Origin of the sequence: Microvirga brassicacearum, assembly GCF_008757455.1 — a bacterium.
In the GTDB taxonomy this organism is placed as follows: Bacteria; Pseudomonadota; Alphaproteobacteria; order Rhizobiales; family Beijerinckiaceae; genus Microvirga; species Microvirga brassicacearum.
Window position 1 is genome coordinate 1 of the sequence record NZ_VCMV01000004.1, and the last position, 19,296, is coordinate 19,296.

Annotated in this window: 17 protein-coding genes; 4 read left to right on the forward strand and 13 right to left on the reverse strand. The window is 60.9% G+C overall.

The window, feature by feature from the left end; all coding sequences use genetic code 11:
• Positions 1-798 precede the first annotated feature (798 nt).
• The 3 genes from FEZ63_RS24945 to FEZ63_RS03985 all read left to right on the forward strand — a co-directional run bounded on the left by FEZ63_RS24945 (position 799) and on the right by FEZ63_RS03985 (position 3,197).
• Positions 799-1,815, forward strand: coding sequence for a phasin family protein (locus tag FEZ63_RS24945; RefSeq protein WP_162419662.1), 1,017 nt, complete (start codon positions 799-801; stop codon positions 1,813-1,815).
• 131 nt (positions 1,816-1,946) lie between these two features.
• Positions 1,947-2,153, forward strand: a complete 207-nt coding sequence (locus FEZ63_RS03980) for a hypothetical protein (protein ID WP_150942346.1) — start codon at positions 1,947-1,949, stop codon at positions 2,151-2,153.
• A gap of 30 nt (positions 2,154-2,183) precedes the next feature.
• The gene (locus FEZ63_RS03985; RefSeq protein ID WP_150942347.1) at positions 2,184-3,197 is read left to right on the forward strand and encodes an ImmA/IrrE family metallo-endopeptidase; all 1,014 of its coding nucleotides are present in this window, start codon (positions 2,184-2,186) and stop codon (positions 3,195-3,197) included.
• Between the two features lie 554 nt (positions 3,198-3,751).
• On the opposite strand, the gene FEZ63_RS03990 is transcribed toward FEZ63_RS03985, so the two are convergent.
• From FEZ63_RS03990 to FEZ63_RS04015, 6 genes are all read right to left on the reverse strand, one after another.
• Positions 3,752-4,693, reverse strand: coding sequence for a threonine ammonia-lyase (locus FEZ63_RS03990; protein ID WP_150942348.1), 942 nt, complete (start codon positions 4,691-4,693; stop codon positions 3,752-3,754).
• A complete protein-coding gene (locus FEZ63_RS03995) occupies positions 4,690-5,721 on the reverse strand; it encodes a succinylglutamate desuccinylase/aspartoacylase family protein (RefSeq protein ID WP_150942349.1) in 1,032 nt (343 codons plus the stop codon). Before FEZ63_RS03995 ends, FEZ63_RS03990 begins: the two co-directional genes overlap by 4 nt.
• A 107-nt stretch (positions 5,722-5,828) precedes the next feature.
• A complete protein-coding gene (locus FEZ63_RS04000) occupies positions 5,829-6,611 on the reverse strand; it encodes a transporter substrate-binding domain-containing protein (protein ID WP_162419663.1) in 783 nt (260 codons plus the stop codon).
• A gap of 22 nt (positions 6,612-6,633) precedes the next feature.
• Entirely contained in the window at positions 6,634-7,365 is a 732-nt protein-coding gene (locus tag FEZ63_RS04005) for an amino acid ABC transporter ATP-binding protein (protein WP_150942351.1), read from the reverse strand.
• Entirely contained in the window at positions 7,352-8,002 is a 651-nt protein-coding gene (locus FEZ63_RS04010) for an amino acid ABC transporter permease (RefSeq protein WP_150942352.1), read from the reverse strand. Before FEZ63_RS04010 ends, FEZ63_RS04005 begins: the two co-directional genes overlap by 14 nt.
• Positions 7,999-8,661: an amino acid ABC transporter permease gene (locus tag FEZ63_RS04015; RefSeq protein ID WP_150942353.1), complete on the reverse strand. Its 663-nt coding sequence runs from the start codon at positions 8,659-8,661 to the stop codon at positions 7,999-8,001. Before FEZ63_RS04015 ends, FEZ63_RS04010 begins: the two co-directional genes overlap by 4 nt.
• A gap of 148 nt (positions 8,662-8,809) precedes the next feature.
• On the opposite strand from FEZ63_RS04015, the gene FEZ63_RS04020 reads away from it, so the two are divergent.
• Positions 8,810-9,598 carry an IclR family transcriptional regulator gene (locus FEZ63_RS04020; protein ID WP_162419664.1) on the forward strand — a complete coding sequence of 263 codons (789 nt, stop codon included), beginning with the start codon at positions 8,810-8,812 and terminating at the stop codon, positions 9,596-9,598.
• Between the two features lie 73 nt (positions 9,599-9,671).
• Here FEZ63_RS04020 and FEZ63_RS04025 read toward each other — a convergent pair whose 3' ends face one another.
• The 7 genes from FEZ63_RS04025 to FEZ63_RS04055 all read right to left on the reverse strand — a co-directional run bounded on the left by FEZ63_RS04025 (position 9,672) and on the right by FEZ63_RS04055 (position 19,262).
• Positions 9,672-10,859 carry a M23 family metallopeptidase gene (locus FEZ63_RS04025; RefSeq protein ID WP_150942355.1) on the reverse strand — a complete coding sequence of 396 codons (1,188 nt, stop codon included), beginning with the start codon at positions 10,857-10,859 and terminating at the stop codon, positions 9,672-9,674.
• Between the two features lie 132 nt (positions 10,860-10,991).
• The gene (locus FEZ63_RS04030; protein ID WP_150942356.1) at positions 10,992-12,356 is read right to left on the reverse strand and encodes a family 16 glycosylhydrolase; all 1,365 of its coding nucleotides are present in this window, start codon (positions 12,354-12,356) and stop codon (positions 10,992-10,994) included.
• 154 nt (positions 12,357-12,510) lie between these two features.
• Complete coding sequence (locus FEZ63_RS04035) at positions 12,511-13,371, reverse strand: hypothetical protein (protein WP_150942357.1); 861 nt, start codon at positions 13,369-13,371, stop codon at positions 12,511-12,513.
• A gap of 408 nt (positions 13,372-13,779) precedes the next feature.
• Positions 13,780-14,727 (reverse strand): ABC transporter permease, encoded by a 948-nt coding sequence (locus FEZ63_RS04040; RefSeq protein WP_150942358.1) that lies wholly within the window; start codon positions 14,725-14,727, stop codon positions 13,780-13,782.
• Positions 14,724-15,572, reverse strand: coding sequence for an ABC transporter permease (locus tag FEZ63_RS04045; protein WP_244622628.1), 849 nt, complete (start codon positions 15,570-15,572; stop codon positions 14,724-14,726). Before FEZ63_RS04045 ends, FEZ63_RS04040 begins: the two co-directional genes overlap by 4 nt.
• Positions 15,573-15,595: 23 nt before the next feature.
• Positions 15,596-17,671: an ABC transporter ATP-binding protein gene (locus FEZ63_RS04050; protein ID WP_150942360.1), complete on the reverse strand. Its 2,076-nt coding sequence runs from the start codon at positions 17,669-17,671 to the stop codon at positions 15,596-15,598.
• Between the two features lie 40 nt (positions 17,672-17,711).
• On the reverse strand, positions 17,712-19,262 hold the full coding sequence (locus FEZ63_RS04055; protein WP_244622629.1) for an ABC transporter substrate-binding protein: 1,551 nt from the start codon (positions 19,260-19,262) through the stop codon (positions 17,712-17,714).
• Between the last annotated feature and the right edge of the window lie 34 nt (positions 19,263-19,296).

Here is a 19,296-nt window from a genome sequence, read left to right on the forward strand (position 1 = left end):
CCGGATATGGCCGCGGCCGCCGCGCTGGGCCTCGGCCATATCCGGGATCAGAAGAGCGCCTGCTGCGAGAGCACCGAGAGACAACAGAAGCTTGTTCATCGTCATCCTCCCTTTCGCTGCCCGGCGCACAACACGGCGCTGGGCAGGCTGTCACGGGCTGGCTCATCGTGAACCTTTCGGAAGAACAGGCTTGATCGTTTGAGACAAGTGCTAGGCACTTTGTGACAGGACCACGGTGATCTCGAAACTTCCATTTTCGTCCCCGCCGGCTCCGATTATCGCGCCGCTCCCAGTCTTCCCGTGGACAGGCTTCTAGGCCGGTGTGAATGCCAGCTGGAGCTGGCGCGATAATGATGATTTCAACGGCTTCGTCGGTACGCTCAGGCCCGGTGGTGGAACGCTCGTCGATGTCTTCGCGCCGACAGGAGGCGATGACGATAGCGGCTTCTTTCGCGGGCTCTCGCCACGCATGAGCCTCCACCTTATCGGTCTTCGCGTGAGGCAATGACTCTGCTGTTTGACCAACAATGAACACAAATTGAGATTTACCGTAGATCATGAATCTCACGGGAGGAACGGCCCGGTTTCATTGACGTTCGCCGACTTGGGGCCTCTCGAAGTATCGGCGGTATGACGCTCCCAGAAGGCAAAAAGATCGGGCGATTTTGGTAAGACCTCCTCAGATCTCGTTGCCCCTTCCGGGCAAATCCTCGCTGTGTCGGGGGAAAAGTTGATGCCGCTGCGTAATCGCGTTCAAAACACCTCAATCACTCCTTTCATGGCTTGGGAGGGACGACGATGTCCGCCACAAGACGATTCATCCAGACACCCCCGGAGAAGGCAAACGAGCTCTTCGATAAGCTGCTCGCCACATCCGACAATGCCATCAAGACCCGTGAGCGCCTCCTCGCAGAGCTGAAGGAAGAGCTCACGCTGCTGGCCTCCTTGCAGGAAGAGCATCTGTTTCCGGTACTGCGCCGGCATGGAATGCAGGACCTCGTGCGCGAGGCCACCAACGACAACGATGCAACGGGTGCGCTCATGGTGGAGCTTGAACGCATGCCGAAGAACAGCAGCGTGTTCCTCGATCGCGTAAGAGAGCTGAGGCGCATATTCCAGCAACACATTCGCAACGACCGGAAGGAGCTGCTTCCTGCGGTACTCAAGGTGTTGAACGACGAGGAGGCCGAAGCGGTGGCCGAGAAAGTGGAGGAGGAGATGGCAACAATGGAAGAGAGCAAGAGGACCGAGGCCCGGCGCACACGCGAGCAGCCCGAGGTCAGTCAGCGGGTGGCAGAAGACGCGGCTGATACCCTGCGGGCCGGAATGGAGGGCTTCCAAGCCATGGCCCGCTCCATGCAGGAGGCGCTGGAGAACAGCTTCGGTGCCGCCTCCGAAATGACCCGCCGCTCGACCGGCCAGTTGACGCAGGGGTTCAGTGTCGCCGGAGGAGATACGCAAGGACTGACCGAACAGGCTTCGCAGAACCTTCGGGTTGCGGCCCAATCTGGGGCCTCTTTGGCCCGCGCTTTCCAGGACATCTCCCGCGAAGCGTTCGAGATGAGCCAAAGACGATGTCAGCGGAACCTTGAGGGCCTTAATGCTCTCGCCCGTTGCCGGTCGCTGCAAGATCTGGCCGGGGTCCAAAGCGGCCTGATCCGCGACAACCTGGAGCAGACAGTGGGGAACAGTCGGCGCCTCGCGGAACTCACCATCCAGATGGCCGACGAGGCCGCCCGGACCATCACGGTACAGGTCGAGAAGACCACCGTTCAGGCGGAGAAAACGGCCCAGCGGGTCAGCCGGGCGGCGTGACGGTTCCAGAAAATCGATTGTGTCCTGCCACGTCTCGCATCGATGAGCCCTTACTTTCCCGGCGAAGGCCCCGTCGATGGAGCTCGCTTGTGAATGCAAGGACCAAGGTATTGCCTGTGAAGGAGGAATCGATGGGCGTTGCAGGATGGGCGGTGGCCGCCGGGCTTGGGCAGGGGTTAGCTGCGGTCCCAGGCTCCATGGCGCAGGGACGGCTTGCGGTCTACCACGGAGCCTGGCTGGAGGTGAGGGTTCTCATGTCACCGCAGCCGGACGACTCCCTCCGGCGCTACTTCAACGAGCAGGACACAGGCACCGCGTACAAGCGGTGCCCGCGGTGACGCTGATGCCCAAAGGAACTGTGGAGGGCAATGATGACGGACTCAGCGGCCTCGTGGAAACGACAAGTCATCTCAATAGCGGCAGCGAACCTGCTGGGAATCACCCTGCCGGCGAATTCGGCTCTGGCCGAAACGCCCTCCCTTGGACAGGCGCAGGAGATCGGGTCCAAGTCTGCCGGCCCATCATACGAAGGGTCCGGGCCTGTCAAGGCGCCGGCCCGCAGGCCGATGCGGAAGCCCGATCCCTCGGGCAACTTCGTCTATGAGATCATCAATCAGATCCGGGCGAAGCAAAAAGGCGCGATGATCGTTCACCTCGACCGGATGGCTCTGGACGATCTGCGGCAGGACATCGTTGCCATCGCCGCCGCCATTCACGCGCAGCTTGGCCCATTGGATTTTGCGATTCCGATCCACGACATCGCCCGGGCGCTCGACATCAGCGATATCCACGTCGAAAAGGTAAATGGATTTGTCGGCGCGCTGATCACGCAGCCGGAGCGGAATTTCGGAACCATTCTGGTTCGTGCGCAGGACAGCCGGCGGCGTCAACGGTTCACCATCGCCCACGAGCTGGGTCACTTCCTGTTCTCCTGGCACCAACCGAGCGATCCGGGCGGGTTCACCTGCCGAAGCGAGGATCTGTGGCTCTCGGACGGGCGGGCCCACAATCGCCATCGTCGGCAGGAGGAGGAAGCCAACCTGTTTGCCATTGAGCTCTTGGCGCCGACCGAGCGGGTGAGACCATTCCTGCAAAGCCTTCCCGATCTTGAACACGTCGTTAGACTTTCCAACGATCTCGACATCAGCCGGCAGGCTGCCGTTCGACGCTATGTAAGCGCTACCCGAGACGGTTGGCATTTGTCGTCAGCCAGGATGGCGAATGCGATTACGTCGTGCGGGGTGGTGGGTTTCCGGCGCTCCGAGTTGCCAAAGGACGTACTCTGCCGCAGCTCCCCTCGCCTGCTCGCGCATCCGTATTGTCTGCCATCGAAAGCGCTGGTTTGGTCGACTGGATCACAAAGCCTGTCCCCGGCCAGCTAAACGTACAGTCTCTCTATCAACAGGACGGCTATGCCATCACTCTCCTGCACCTAGTGGGCGAAGAAGACGACAGCACGATCACAGAAGACGGCTAGGCTAAGAAGCGCATCAGGCCGGATCAATCACGGCCAGTTGAATCAGGTTCTGCCTCCCTGTAACGCGCTGCGTCGTCCCTGATAAGGTTCGACGAATTCCCTGTTCAGGGGAGCAGGGAATTCGCTGCTAAGTGGCTGCGATAACTCTGTGATTCTCAATGTCGCTCGCTCCAGGAAACTCGATCCGACTGAGAATTCGCTGAAATTCCCTGTAAACCGGCGATATCATTCGGAGGCAGGTTCGCGGAAGACTGCCTCCACCGCCACGACTTCCTCCGCCCCCGGCTACCGATCGTTGGACCCAGTCCGCGAATCCCCTTGCGCTTATCCGCGCCCTGTCAGCCGGTTCGCCGTCGAGCGAGCCAGGATGTTCGCGCCCAGCGGCCTTCGATCCGGTCCGCCATTTGGTCCATCCCGTGCAGGTGTGAACACGTAAAGCGAGCTGACCAGCATGGCTCGTCATGCCATGCCGTCCGTTCCCGCCCCGCAGATCAGGGCGCACACCTGTCCATAGGCGCCGGACACCACCTTTCCGCTTCTCAAGGCGGCAATCGAGGCTGCGCCGGAGAGATCGGCGGCGATCCCGAACTCGAACCAGAGCCACCGCGCCGCCTCCTGCATCTCCTCATCCGTGACGAGCACAATGTCGTCGATCGTATGCCTTACCGCTTCAAAGAGCGCCTCGTCAGTGCGGCGACAGGCCATGGTTGGGACACGTGTGTGGATGCGATCGAGAGTGACCACGTGACCCGCGTCGAGTGAGGCGCGCAACGTTGGTGATCCGACCGGTTCTATACCGATCACCTTCACGCTCGGGCGAACTGCCTTCACGGCGGCGGACAGGCCTGTGATGAGACCGCCGCCTCCAATCGCAACGAGAATTGCGTCCATGTCCGGCAGATCATCCAGGATTTCGAGTCCCAGCGTGCCCTGCCCCGAGACGACGACGGGATCGCTGAAGGGATGGACATAGGTCGCATCCGTGCGGGAGGCGAACGCGAGAGCGGCGTCGTTCGCTTCATCCCAGACCGATCCGACGATCTCGACGGTTGCATTCCAGCCCTTCAACTTTGCGACCTTGTCCGGCGCCACATTGGACGGCAGAAAGATCTGCGCCGGAATGCCCGCGACATGAGCGGATCGGGCAATCGCGAGACCGTGGTTCCCGCCGGATGCGGTGACGAGCCCGCGCGCCAGTTTCTCCGCCGGCAAGGTCTTGATTCGGTTCATGGCGCCACGCGCCTTGAACGATCCAGCGACCTGGAGGTGTTCCAGTTTGAGCGTCACGCGCCCGTCGATCCCACGCCCATCGCGCATCTGCCTTGCGGGAAGAATGGGGGTGCGGCGGACGAAGGGAGCAATGCGTGTGCGCGCTGCAAGGATATCGTCGAGGGTGATCATGCCAGAACTCCCCGGTAAGGCGCAGCTACGACGAGGCAGCAGTTTCCCGGTCGCACTCTCCCCGGCTGGCGTCGGCCATACAAGATGCCGTCCGCCGCGTAGTGAAGCAGGTCGGGTGGACGAGTGGGATCCCACGTGCAGTGAATCCGCCCGGCCGGCTGGCCTGCGCTGACCGTCGCGCCATTGGCGTGAAACGGTTCGAAAACCCCGTCGGCGGAGGCAAAGACATAGGCGGAGGTGCCCGGCAGTTCGAGAATCTGGCTGTCTCCGCGGAGGCTCGTCCCTTTGTGGTGCGCGAGTACACCCAAATGCGCGAGTACATTGCGAACGCCGCGCCGGCAGACGCCGAGCGCCTCAAGCGATACGGTGCCGCCGCCGCCCATCTCGCTCCCGACCGTCACCAGGCCGGACCGGCAGGCAGCGGCCGTGGCGGTGCGCGGCTCCCCGAAATTGCTGATCACCACGGTCATCGGGGCATCGAACGCTCGCACCGCCGCCACGTTTCTCCGATGAAGCTCTGGATCGTCGGTGGGCTCGATGATCGCGCTTGGGATGATGTCGAGCGATGAACCTCCCGAGTGAAGGTCGATGAACGCGTCCCCGATCGGGTAGATGTTGTCGCTGATATAGGCGGCGATCTGCTGCGTGATGGTCCCACGCGGATCGCCCGGAAAGGTGCGATTGAAATTCAGGCCGTCGACCGGCGATGTTCTCGTACCGGCGATGACCGCGTGGACGTTGTTGGCCGGCATGAGGATGAGACGACCCTGTACCTCCGCGGGATCGAGATCCCTGATCATGTCGCAGATCGTGATCGGCCCCTCATATTCGTCCCCATGATTGCCGCCCTCCAGTATCACCGTGGGTCCGTGGCCGTTCTTGATCACCGCGATGGGTACGCGCGTGACACCCCAGGCGTCGTCGTGAGGCGAATGCGGGATCATGACGAAGCCCACCTGCTTGCCGGCGCGGTCAGGGTCCACGGTAATAAAGGCGCTTGAGGGTCTCGGCGAGTGTGCGGCGCGCATGACGTTCCGGGGGTCGCGCAGACAGCGGGTATCCGTTGGGAGGCCCCGTCCGCTGGGATGAGGTGACCCGCCGAGCGGGAGAGAGCCCGGCGGTCGGATTATTAATTTCAGAGCGTCGGCAGCGGATCCATCGGCATGTCGAGATACTTGCGATGAAGCCGATCGAGCTCACCGTTCATTGAGTTGAACAGGATGAATCCGTCGAGCCAGCGTACGAGATTGTGCTGGTCCATCTGCACGCCCATGTGAGCCGGACTGCGCCGGATCGTGAACTTGCGCTCGAAGGCCTTGTTCGGATTTTGCTTTGCGAGAGCCTGGGCGACGATGCTGTTGGTGGCGATGAGATCGGCCTGGCCCGAAATATAAGCCGCGGCTGCCGTGGCATCGTCCTCCGTCCGCATGAGATTGGCCTTTGGATTGGCCGCACTGATGGCCATCTCCTGCGTCGTGCCCTTTGCGGCCGCAACCTTGAGCGAGCCAAGTTGCTCAGGGTTTGAAACCGGCGCGTCCTTTGCCCCGTAAACTGCCAAGAACGTGTTGGCGTAAGGAGCCGTAAACTGAATCTGCTTTGCCCGTTCGGGCGTCAGCCCCATCACCGAGATAACGATGTCGACTTTGTCAGTGAGAAGGAAGGGAATTCGATTGGCGCCCGTAATCTGCTGCAGCTCGAGCTTGACGCCAAGACCCTTGGCAACCATCTCGGCCATCTCGATGTCGAACCCGACAGGATTGCGATTGGCGTCCTGCGAGCCGAAGGGCGGTGCATCAAGCGGAACTCCGATACGGACCACGCCTTTCGAGATAATGTCCTGAAGCTTGTCCGCCTTGGCGTCGGCGGCGCCGAAAAATCCAATCGCGATAGCGGCGAGCGCCGCAAAGAACGAGCGCATAGGGTGTTCCTCCTGGTTACTCTCAGTGCAGGACTGCATTGAGGAAGGTTTCGAGCTCCGGTGTGCGTGGGCTTGCGAGCGTGGCCGCGGCCGCGCCTTCCTCCCAGATCCGGCCCTGGTGCATGAACACCACTCTGGAGCCGAAACGACGTGCGAAGCCGATCTCGTGCGTCACAAGGATCATGGTCATGCCCTTGTTCGCCATGGCTTCGAGTACCTTGATGACCTCGCCTGTGAGTTCCGGATCCAGCGCCGATGTCACCTCGTCAAAAAGCATCACCTGCGGATCCATCGCGAGCGACCGCGCGATGGCGACTCGCTGCTGCTGGCCTCCCGACAATTCATCGGGAAATGCGTCAATCTTGTCCTCCAACCCGACGCGCCGCAGCACGTCGAGTGCGACTTCGCGGGCCATTCCGGGATCTTTGCCCTTCACGACGCGTGGCGCGAGCGTGATGTTGCCGGCGACGGAGAGATGCGGAAACAGATTGAAGCTCTGAAATACGATTCCAACCTGCTGGCGCAGGTTGCGCAGGTTGGTCGCGGGATCGTTCACCCGCACCCCATCCACGGTGATGTCGCCGCCCTGGATCCGTTCGAGCCCGTTGATGCACCGCAGCATGGTGCTTTTGCCCGAACCTGATCGCCCGATTACGGCGATGATCTCGCCCTTTTGAACCGAGAGCGACACATCATCGAGCACGGTCAGGGCGCCGTAGCGTTTCGTCACATGGTTCAGTTCAACGAGCGCCATGCAGCTTCCGCTCGAGTGAGCGGCTCCATTGGGTAAGAGGAAAGCACATCAGGAAGTAGAGCGCGGCGACCGTGAGGTAGACCACGAAGGGGCGGAAGGTGGCGGCCGATGTCAGCTGACCCTCTCGCGTGAGTTCAACAAGGCCGATCGTCGCGGCGAGCGACGTGTTCTTGATGAGCTGAACGAGAAAACCGACCGTCGGCGGAATGGCGACGCGCACCGATTGCGGGACGATGACATACCGGAGCTGTTCAAAGAAGGAGAGCCCTAGCGACGCGCCGGCTTCCCATTGGGTCTTTGCGATCGACACCAGCGCCCCACGCCAGATCTCACCAAGAAACGCGCCGCCATAGGCCGAGAACGCGACAGCCGCCGCAAACCAGGGATTGACCGGAAAGCCGAGAATGGACAGCCCGAAATAAAGTCCGAACAACCACACCAGCAAGGGCGTTCCCTGCACCACCTGGATATAGCCAACGGCGAACCAGCGAAGCGGCCAGAACGGAACGACGCGGAACACCGCGATCGTTATGCCGACAAGGGACGCGCCCAGAAAAGCGACAACCGTCAGCATGATCGTCCAGCGTGCGGCCGCCAGAAGATAGAATATGTCGATCATGCCAAATGAGCGGATCATCGTCTTGCAAACGCTCGCTGATAAAGCAGGGCAAAAATCCCACGAAACAGGAAAGCCAAGGCGAGATACAGAACGCCGATGACGGTGTAGACCTCGAAATCCCGGAAGGTGCGCGACTGCACGATCGACGCCGCGTGAAAGAGATCGGGAACCGAAATCTGCGACACGATGCTGGTCGCCAGCATGAGCAGCACGAATTGGCTTGCCAGCGCCGGCACCATCGCCTTCAGTGCCGGGAACAGAACGACATAGCGGAAGACCTGGAAATTGGAGAGACCAAGGGAAGAACCCGCCTCAATCTGCACCCGGGGGACCGCTTCCAGCCCGGCGCGCACGATTTCCGTTGTATAAGCCCCGAGGTTGATGACGAGCGCGATGATCGCCGCCGTCATGCCATCCAGTCTGACACCAAGGCTTGGGAGCCCAAAGAAGATCAAGAACAGCTGTACGAGCAGAGGCGTGTTGCGGATGACGTCGACATAAATGACCACAATGCGCCGCAGGATGGGTGGTCCATAGACGCGCCCCGCAGCGAAACTGATGCCGATCAGCAGCCCGCCGAGCATGGCTGCGAAGGACAGTACCAGAGTAATAAGCACACCGTCGAGGAAAGCCTCCCAGGCCGCGAACACGTCACGGAACTGGAGGCCATATTTCACTGCACGGCCTCGGCGGGATGGCGGCCGAATTTCGGGAAAAAACTTATGCCGTCGTTCGGAAGTGCAAGCATCAAGCCACCTCGAGCGGAAGAAGAGGCTAGCGGGAGTTCTTATTTGATGTCAAGCTTCATATATGAAACGAAACCTCATGACTGATCGCGATGACGAATATGACGCCGCGAGCCGCGTGTCCTATTCCGCTCCGGCTCTCGAAAAGGGGCTCGATATTCTCGAACTTCTCGCTGAAGCCGGGGAACCGCTTTCGACGCGCGCCATCGCCGATCAACTCGGTCGGTCGAAGAGCGAGATATTTCGGATGGTTTTTGTGCTCCAGCAGCGTGGATATCTGGTGCGAGAACCGGAGACGGATCATCTGATGCTGTCCCGCCATCTTTTCGATCTCGGCATCCGGACCCCTCGCGGGCGGCAATTGACCTCAATCGTTGTTCCCCACATGGAACGGTTCAGCGACAGCACGGGACAAGGTGCCCACCTCGTGGTGATCAGCCGTGCCGAGACGGTGGTGGTTGCCACCACCGCCGGCCATCTCGATGCGAGCGTCACGATCAGACTCGGTTATGGCCGCCCCGCGCTCGAAGCCAATTCCGGAATGTTGATTCTCGCCTTTCAACCGGAGCACCGGCTGCGTGCGCTGATGCGGGAAGCGCCAGCGGACGTCCAGCGACTGCTCGACGCTCCACAGACCCGCCAGAGGCTGGTGGATTTGCGCGAGCGGGGCTACCAGATCGCCCAGAGCCGCGACATTGTCGGCGTCACCGACCTCGCGTTCCCCGTCGTGGGCCAGGCTGGGTATGCCTTGGCGTGCGTGCTCGCCCCCTGTCTGCAGCGTCACGATACGCAGATCGACGAAACGGCGGTCCTCTCAGCGCTTCGGAAGTGCTGCGAGGATGCAGGGGCGCAGATCTCCTCCGAATGAGGCGACCGCTCGCGCCGAAGCTGCGGCGGAATCGACAAGGCCCGTAACGCGGCAGACGATTCGCGGCTGGTTATCAGCGGTTCCCCCAATCGACGACGGTCAGATCGAGCGGCAACGCCTTTTCGAGCCGCAGCGGCGGCAAAGTCGGTGTCAAAGTCAGGGGCGTGCCGGTCTCCTCGGCGCGATCGAAATCTGCCGTACCTGCCTTGTCGACAGCGGTGATGGAGAACGCGTCGAACACGTAAGGCAGTCCGTTGGACAACAATCCGGATGGCCCATCCATTGCTTGAAGATGCAGATGCGGCGCCGAGCTGTTTCCCGTATTGCCGACTTCGCCGATCACGTCGCCGCGGCGAACGATGTCGCCGGAGCGCACTTTCAGGCTCCCCGGGCGCATGTGGGCGTAGAGGACAAAGCGGCCGTCGCCAACGTCGAGGACGGCGAAGTTGCCGTCTGCTTCCTCGATCGGAAGACCGGACGGCAAGGCGCCCGGCACCTGATCGTGAAGATCCGCCCGGGCGTCGACAATCGTACCGTCCGCAACGGCCAGAATGGGCTGGCCGTAGATGTGATAGCTGCGCACATCTTTCGCGTCGCCATCGAACAGGCGATGTTCACCGTCGATTTTCTCCCAGTCGATGGCGAAGCGCTGCGCGAGATGAAAGGTCCCGTTCAACGGCAAGAGCGCACGCACGTGACGAAACGAATCGCAGCATCCGTCCCCCGCCAGATAGCCATCCCCGCGCAACGGCGGTCCCAACACCAGGGGCGGTGAAGAAATCACCGGAGTTTCGGTGAATGACATCGACATATCCCCGTCGAAGCGCTGGAAAAAACCCGCTACCTCGTGCCGGAGAACCGTCGGGAGCGGCTGGTCCGGATCGAGCGTCACATGGAGAAAGGCGACTCCGAACTGAAAAGCACCAAGCTCCCTTGTCTCACTGCCGCGGCGCCCTCCGAGAGAGAGCCTTTCGCCGACGGCGTCGCTCTCCAGCACGGCCAGCGGCTTTGTCGAGCGATTGCCGAAGATCGAGATGCGTTTCACATCCGCCTTTTGATCGGTCACGTTGCTTAAATGGAGTTCGTACACAAGATGAGTTCGCCCGTCGGATCCCTTGACCGGCCGCGGCGCCGTCAGCACCTCGCCCACCAGAGGGGTCATTTTCGGCAGGGGCTCGGCACTCGCGGTCCCGACCGCCGACGAGATGATGCAAGCAGCGACGAAGACCGGCAATCCGGATGTCTTGAGAGTGCTCATCATGCATCCTCTTCCAATGGTTCGATCAATCACATCCAGCATTGAAGGCTCTCCATCATAGTGGCTTCTGGCTGACTTACGCCCACAAAAAAGGCGGCCAACTGGCCGCCCATTCGTCGGAATTGAAACCTCGTCTCAGAGGATGAAATAGGACTTGCTGATCGTGTGCAAGCTCTTCAGTTCGATCGAGAAATCGGAAACGCCATCTCCGTCCACGTCGCCGTATATGTAGGTTTTCCCGGCGACTTTCTCGTACCGGAGTTCGCCGGCCTTCTGGTGAAACTCGGATTGTTTGATGAACGAGAACGCCTGATTGCCTTTGCGAAGCAAGTTGGCGTCGATTGCCGACAGGTTGATCTTGTCGCCCTGCTTGCGTGAGAAATCCCCGATCGTGTCACGGTTCGCCGCATCGACAGTGCTGTGCCTGATCGAGGTGAAGCTGAACGTATCAGCCTCCGAGCCGCCCCTCAGATTGTCTGCCCCGGCACCGCCGGTGAGCTTGTCCCTGCCGGCATCGCCATAGAGGGTGTCGTTCCCGGCTCCGCCCAGCAACCCGTCGTCGCCGCCGCCGCCGCTCAGTTTGTCATTGCCGTTCTGACCGTGGAGCGTATCGTTACCAGCGCCCAGCCACCATGGAGCATCGTTGGCGCTGCCACCCGAAAGCGTATCGTTTCCATGGCCGCCATACAGTCTGTCATGGCCGTGGCCGCCATCAATCCAGTCGTTTTTTGCGGTGCCCATCAACCTGTCAGCGCCATCGGTTCCGAGCGCGCTCGACAACTGCTCCACCTTCACTGAATCGACGTCGAAGCGGTATTGCTTGTTCTGCCCCGCGCTGCCGACTGGAACAAGACTGGAGTCCCCGGTCGGCCAGTCGGACGGTGGCCCCCAGATGTTCAGGTGCATCGCCATCGCCTTGTCGGGAACAAGTTTCGTTTCGGTCCGAACCAGCTTTCCATCCACGAGCCACCGGACAGCATTTGGCAGCCACTCGATCCGGTAGGTGTGAAAATCTGTCAAAGAGCCGGTAACCGGGAAGGACTGGGGGTGCCCCTCCCACAATCCCTCGTCGTGATAGATATTCGTCTGTATCTTCGTGTTGGTATTGGACAAGGCCTCGAAGTCGATCTCATCGTGGTGTTCGGCCGGACCCGCAAAGGTGAAGAAACCGCCGATGATGCCACGCTGCTCCTCGACAAATCTCGCCTTTGCCTCAAAGGCGATTCCGCCATTGCTCAAACTGAACGTCTGTTTGGTGATCGCCTCCGACCCCAGAAAGGTCTTTCCCTTTGGGTCCGAGGGGTTGTAGGTGTCCAGCAGCAGGTGCAGCACTCCGTCCGACGCCGACGGGAGTACCTGGCGCTGCTGCGTGTTGCCGTAGAAGGATTTGTTGTTGTCCTGCGTCCAGTGATTGAAATCCCACTTGGTCGAATCGATCTTCCCGTTTGTCGAGAAATTGTCCGCGAAAAGCGTTTTCGTTGCTCCGGTCGGCGTCGACATCTCGTACTCCTGCCGTGTTACTGTTGAATTCAGCTCGAACGTTACGGCACGAGCATTGTCACCTTAGCAAATGCTAAAGGGAGAGGCGGATGTTATCTTTGGCCAAAATTGGCCGGATCTGGAAAAGCCTGGAACGGGTCGCAACTTGCGCGAGCTACCGGCGGTCACGTGCCAGCCCCTCCACCTCGGCTTCGTCCACGGACAGGTGATCGAACGCGAGGGTAACCTGGCCGAGCGCGTCGGCCCTGATTTCGATCAATCCCGATGGAGCAGGCTCTCGCAGGAAGGACAGCAATCGTTCAGCTGCGCGACGCCTGCGCTCATCGGCTTGATAGCCGAGATTTGCCAGCTCTCTATCGATCAGCATGGATGACGCATCCATGTATCCTTGGAGATGGCGTGGCTCGACCTCCGAGCGATGATCCCGCACAAAAGCGATCCGCCCCGCAACAATCCGCGCCTCGAAGTCGTACAAAGCGCCACCGCTCAACATGCCGCCGATGAGGTTCGCCGGGGGCGTCGGAGCCTGCAGCCCGAGAAAATAGAGCCTTCCGGTTGACGTGCAGATCATCGACGATTGCGCGAGTCGGCCGTCGCACAACATCTGACCGGTGCTCAGTATCGAGCGGCCGAAGAGGTTCTCCTGATAGCGAGTGAGGAGATTTCCGCTTTCATCATGTGTGATCCTTGCTCGGCCCAGAATGAGTCGATCCTGCTCGGCCCGCGACCAGGCCAGCGAAATGGCGAGATAGTTCCCGAGGAGCAAGCGATTGGTCTGCCAGGGGTTACTTTGCGAAGATGCCCCGCCGGGACCGACGGCAACCTGAAGTGAATTGGAACTTTGTTCGCGCAACTTGGCCAGGGCAGCCTCGGGAATCGAATGGAGCGCCCGAACAGCGGTGGCGAATTCATCGAATGTCGAGGCGGCAATGAAGGAGGCTGTCAGCCCGCCTCCCAGCACCGACGCCCAGTCGCTATAGACACTGGAGACGCGTGGTTCTGTCTTTCCACGCATCCATTTGTAACAGTTTTCAATGGTGAAGACGGTGCCAGGATTCACGTCTGCAAACCGACCGCATAACTCCTTGTGCGTTGCATTACCAAGTGCGAGCGACGTCAGCCGCAGTTTGTTGGCAAGGAGCGAGGAGGAAGATGGCTTCGCCATCCTCGTCACAGCGCGAGGTCCCGAAAGCTTTGGCCAGGAATTTTGTTCATTGCCACATTCTTCAGGTGTGCGATCGTACCTGTGGCAGGCGGTCGACCTGTTGACAAGTCAAACTGACCTTCACTCGCAAAATTCGGAGGAATTCATGCCTGAGCATGTGCTCAGACTTAGTATTGCAACTTTGTTCGAGTCGCCGCTTGCATTGAGAATGCGGCTCCGTCAGCCGTGGGCAGCGGCGATGCAAGCCTCAGGATCTTTTCAGGCATATTCGATGCGAGGATCGATGTAGGCGTAGAGCACATCCACAGTCATGTTTATGGCGACATAGATGACGAGGATAACGAGAATGCAGCCTTGGATGAGCGGATAGTCGCGTGTGCTGATCGCCGTAATCAGCAGCCGTCCAAGTCCCGGATAGGTGAAGACCGCCTCGGTGACCACCGTACCGCCGATGAAATTCGCCATCATGAGGCCGACGATCGTCACGAAAGGCAGGAGCGCGTTGCGCAGAACGTGCCGGCCGATGATGTCGCGCTCACGCAGGCCCTTCGATCGCGCGGTCCTCACATAATCGGCCTGCAATTCACCCACGAGCGAAGCCCTCAGGAAGCGCGCCAGGATCCCAGATACGTACACGCCCAGCGTTAGGGCAGGCAGCGCGATATTCCTCATCATTTGAATGGGGGATTCCCAAAACGGAACATAGCCCGATGCGGAGGGCAGCCATCGCAATTCCACCGCGAACAGCAGAATGAGCAGGATACCGAGCCAGAATGTCGGGACACCGAGGGCCAGAGCGCTCCATCCGCTGAGAGCCCGGTCAAGCCACGAATCGGGAAACAGCGCACTGGTGATCGCGATGGGTATGCCAAGGAGCAACGCGACCAGCGTCGACGCAATCGCGAGTTGGATCGTGGCAGGAAGACGCTGCGCGATGAGATCGAGCACAGGCTCGCGGCTGTGAATCGAGACACCGAGGTCTCCGACAAGAGCGTTCTTGAGCCAGGCTCCGTATTGCACCAGAACGGGACGGTCGAGGCCGAATTGCCTCGTGGCGGCGTCGATCTGTTCCTGCGTCGCATTCTCGCCGACGATCACGCCGATCGGGCCGCCGGGCACGGCATAGATCATCGCCCAGATGCCCAGCGAGGCGATCAGCAGGACCGGAAGAAGTTGCGTGATCCTGCGAAGAACATAGCCGATCATGGTTTCGCCCGTTCAACATTGAGCTCGACGAGCTCGTGGCGGTCTTCGAGCAGCCATGTCAACGACCGCCCCAGAGAGTCGAAGGACAGAATGGTGAGCGTGAGGACGAGACCGGGAAGCACTGCGTAATAGGGCGCCTCGTAAAGAAATGACTTCCCGGTTCGAAGCATCTCGCCCCAACTAGGCGTCGGCGGTGGAATGCCGACACCCAGGAACGCGAGTGCGGCTTCAAGGAGAATCGCCACAGACGCCAGCACCACGACCTGCACGAGAATCGGGCTCCAGGCATTCGGCAGAATGGTACGAAACATGTTGTAGGTGGAGGTTCCTCCAAACGCCTCGACGGCAGTGACGAAGTCCCGTTTTCGCAGCGCGAGCACCTGCGCGCGCGTTACGCGGGCAAAGCTCGGTATGCCGGTGACGCCGACCGCGATCAAGGCGGCGGTCTGGCTTCTGCCGAGCACCGCGATCATCGCCATGGCGAACAGAATTCCCGGAAGTGCCAGAAGCACATCGACAGCGCGCATGAGCACCGCGTCTCGCCAGCCCCCGAAGAAGCCTGCCACAAGCCCTATGGGTATCCCGACCATCGCGGCGATCCCAACTGCGCCGGCTGCCGTGAGCAGAGAGGTCCTTGCACCGTAGACGGCACGGGCCATGATATCGCGTCCGAGCTCGTCGGTGCCGAACCAATGCGCGGCGGATGGCTTTTCCAACGCGTTCACGAGGTCCTGCGAAAGAGGATCGAGCGAGAGCAGGTCCGCGAAGGCAGCAGCACCCGTGATTGCCGCAAGGAAGATCAAGCTGAACAGCGCACCCTTGCGCGTCAGGAGTCGACGCGTCATCGCGGATGCTCGCATCATTCTGTTCATGACGCCGCCTCCATCGGACGATATCCCGACGACCCACCTATCGTCGGGATATCGCCGCCTTCGGCGAGGGGGCCGGCGTGATGGCAAGCGGAACGCGTCGGCGAGCGAAGATATTGCTCGAAGGGCGGCATTTCCGTCGCGCAGCGTGCGCTCGCGCGAAAACACCGGGGGTGGAAATAGCAACCGGAAGGTGGCGAAGCCGGGTTGGGTATTTCCCCCTGCAGAACGATGCGCCGACGCTTGCGTTGAATTGCCGGATCTGGGACCGGTGCGGCCGACAAGAGGCTTTGCGTGTAGGGGTGCGTGGCCGCCTCGTAGAGACTGTCGCGCGTGCTCTCTTCGACGATCCGCCCGAGATACATCACGGCGACACGGTCCGAGATATGCCGTACGACCGACAGATTATGGGCGATGAAGAGGTAGGACAATCCAAGCTCGCGCTGGAGGTCCTGCAACAAATTGATGATCTGGGCCTGGATCGACACATCGAGTGCGGCGACCGGTTCGTCGAGGATGAGGAGCCGCGGCTGGAGCGCGAGCGCCCGCGCGATACCAATCCGTTGCTTCTGTCCGCCGGAGAACTCGCGCGGGTAGCGACCGAGCATCGTGCGGGACAACCCCACCATGTCGAACAGTTCGGCGATCCGCGAAGCGCCGCCCATCTCGTCGTAAATGCCATGGATTCGCAGCGGTTCGGCGACGATGTCGGCTACGGTCAAAACCGGATTCAACGACGAATAGGGATCTTGAAAGATGTACTGCATCTGGCGACGGGCCTTGCGTAATCCTGCCCGCCCGAGATCCCGGATCGATTGTCCGTTGAACAGGATGTTGCCACCCGTTGCCTTGATGAGGCCCATGACCGCTCGCCCGGTCGTCGTCTTGCCGCAGCCGGATTCGCCAACGAGACTCACCGTTTCGCCGGCATTGACCGTCAGACTGACCCCGTCGACCGCCCTCACCGACCCGACCGTCCGCCGCAACAACCCAGCCTTCACCGGAAAATGCACCTTGAGCTGATCGATGATCAGAAGCGGTTCCTTTGCGATCTCTGAGCGGCTGGATTCGCAGCGAGGTTGCGCCGCGATGCCGATCGCGTTCGTTTGCTCGGAAAAGTGGCAGGCGGAGAATTGCGTCTCGCCGACGCGATGCAACATCGGATCTTCCGTCCGGCACCGGGTGCGATCACGGCCGATGACACAGCGCGGATGAAACGCGCAGCCGCTGGGAAGCGCGCTGGGGTTAGGCGGCTGCCCGGGAATCGGATCAAGCCGCCGGTTGCCTGTATCGATTCGGGGAATACTCTGGAGCAGCGCCGCCGTGTAAGGGTGCCGCGGGCGCTTGAAGATCTCGCCCACGGGCCCCGTTTCGACGATCCGTCCGCCATACATCACGGCTACGCGGTGAGCGATCTCCGCAACGACACCGAGGTCATGCGTGATCAGGATCACGGCCGCCCCGGTCTCCGCCTGGCGCCTCGCCAGCACGGAGAGGACTTGTGCCTGCACCGTGACATCGAGCGCCGTCGTTGGTTCGTCTGCGAGAATGAGCTTGGGTCGCCCTGCCATCGCCATGGCGATGACCGCGCGCTGACGCATCCCGCCAGAGAATTGATGCGGATATTGCCCGGCCCGGCCGAGAGGGTCCGCGATGTCGACCTCGCGCAGCAATTCGACAGCACGCGCCGGCGCATCGGCTTTGCTGAGCCTGCCGTGAGCAACCTGACCTTCGGTGACCTGCCGCCCGACCGGCAAGACCGGGTTCAGGGTCGTCGTCGGATCCTGAAAGATGAATCCGACTTCCTGCCCTCGCATGTTGCGAAGGCTCTCCGCGTCGGCACCGATCACTTCGGTTCCGCCGAGAAGGATCGAACCCTCGACCTTTGCGGTCGCGGGCAGAAGGCCGGAGACCGCCAGAGCGGTGACGCTTTTGCCGGAACCGGATTCCCCAACGATGCAAAGCACCTCGTTGGGATAGACATCGAAATCGACGCCGCGCACGACCGGCACTCGGCGATCCTGGGACCCGAACGCGACCTCCAACCCGCGAACGGAGAGGACCGGCCCGATCATTGGCGGGCTCCATAGTGGCGGCGCTTGCGAGCCGCGCGCCTCAAGGCTTGAACCCGACCGTTCGCGCCACGAACAGGTTGTCGATATCGAGCGTGAAGCCACCGACGTTCTTTGCCGCCACGATGAGACCCACATCGTACGAATTCGTCGGGATGGCAAAAGCGGTTTCCACCAAAACACGGTTCAGGTTGTCGTATGCGCCTTTCACGTCTGCGCCCGGGCCGAATGTAGTGTTGACGCGTTCGATCGCGGCGACATACTCCGGATGAGGATGCGGCGTCCCGAGGATTGGATTGTTACTGGTCCGGTAAATACTGTTCGTCGCGACGCGGGTCGGGAATTTCTGCACGTTGCCTACGGCGCCGAATACCGCATCAAACCGACCTTTCAACAACGCGTCGATGAACTCGGCTCCCTGCTGAAGGTCGAGCTCAATCTTGACGCCGGCCTTTCCGAGCGAACCTTGCACGACTTGGCTGATCGCGACCGTCGATTCGTCGCTTCCATTCACCAGGAGCTTCCAATTGCTCATGTCGGCCGGGGATAGCCCGGATGCGGCGAGCAATTCCTTGCCCTTATCGATGTTGAACGCATATTTTTCATTATAGGCCGCGTCGAAAGCCGGGCTTGCCGGTGCCCACGGCAAAGCGACGACCTCGCCGAGACCCGCATACCCGACCTTCAGAATTCCTTTCCGATCCATCAGATAGTTGAAGGCCTGACGGAATTTCTCATTCCGGAAAGGACCGCGCGTTGAATTGATGCGGAAGACCTGAACCAGCGGTCCGGGCCCCTGGATGACCTGATAGCCCGAATCCTTCAGCCGCACCGCGCTGCGCGAGGTGCCCCCGTAGATGATGTCGGTGGCGCCCGATTCCAGGGCGGCCGTCGCGGCCGCGTCCTCGCTGAAGATCGTGAAGATGACCTCGTTGGCGATGGGCTCTTTCTCCCGCCAGTAATTCGGGTTGGCGACAAGCCGAATGCGCTGTCCGACGACGCGCTCGCCAAGCATATAGGCGCCCGTTCCGGCGGGCTTGGTTTCCACAGTGTCGATGCCCGCGGGGTCGATGACGCAAAGAAATTGCAGCAGGTCGGTGATCTGCCGTTCCGGAGCCGGCCCCGTGAAATTCAGCGTGATGGTCGAGTCGTCGACGACGTTCCAGTCTTTGATGAACGACATCGTCGCGTAGACGTTCTTGCCTTTCTGGGGATCGGCCGCTTTCTTCAGGGTCGCGGCGACCGCCTGCGCGTTGAACGGAGTCCCGCCGTGGAACTTCACATCCTTGCGAAGCGTCAGCGTCACGGATTTGTTGTCTGGCGCGATTTTCCACGCGGAGGCAAGGCTTGGGACAACCTTTCCGTCCGGGGCATATTCCACCAGGCTGTCGTACAGGTTCTTGATCAGCGGAAAATTCACCGTGGAGAATTGTTGCGGATCGAAGTTCGTCATGTCCGCCAAGATTGCGACTCTGAGCCGTCCTCCCTTGAGATCCGCAGCCTCGACGGTGCCGGCCATAGTACCGGCCGCAACAAAGGTCGCAGCTGCGAGAAGCAGCAGGCGCCTGGAGGGGCAAGGAAAACCGACTCTCATGTGACTTCACTCCTGCTCGCAAGGGTTAGGGCGT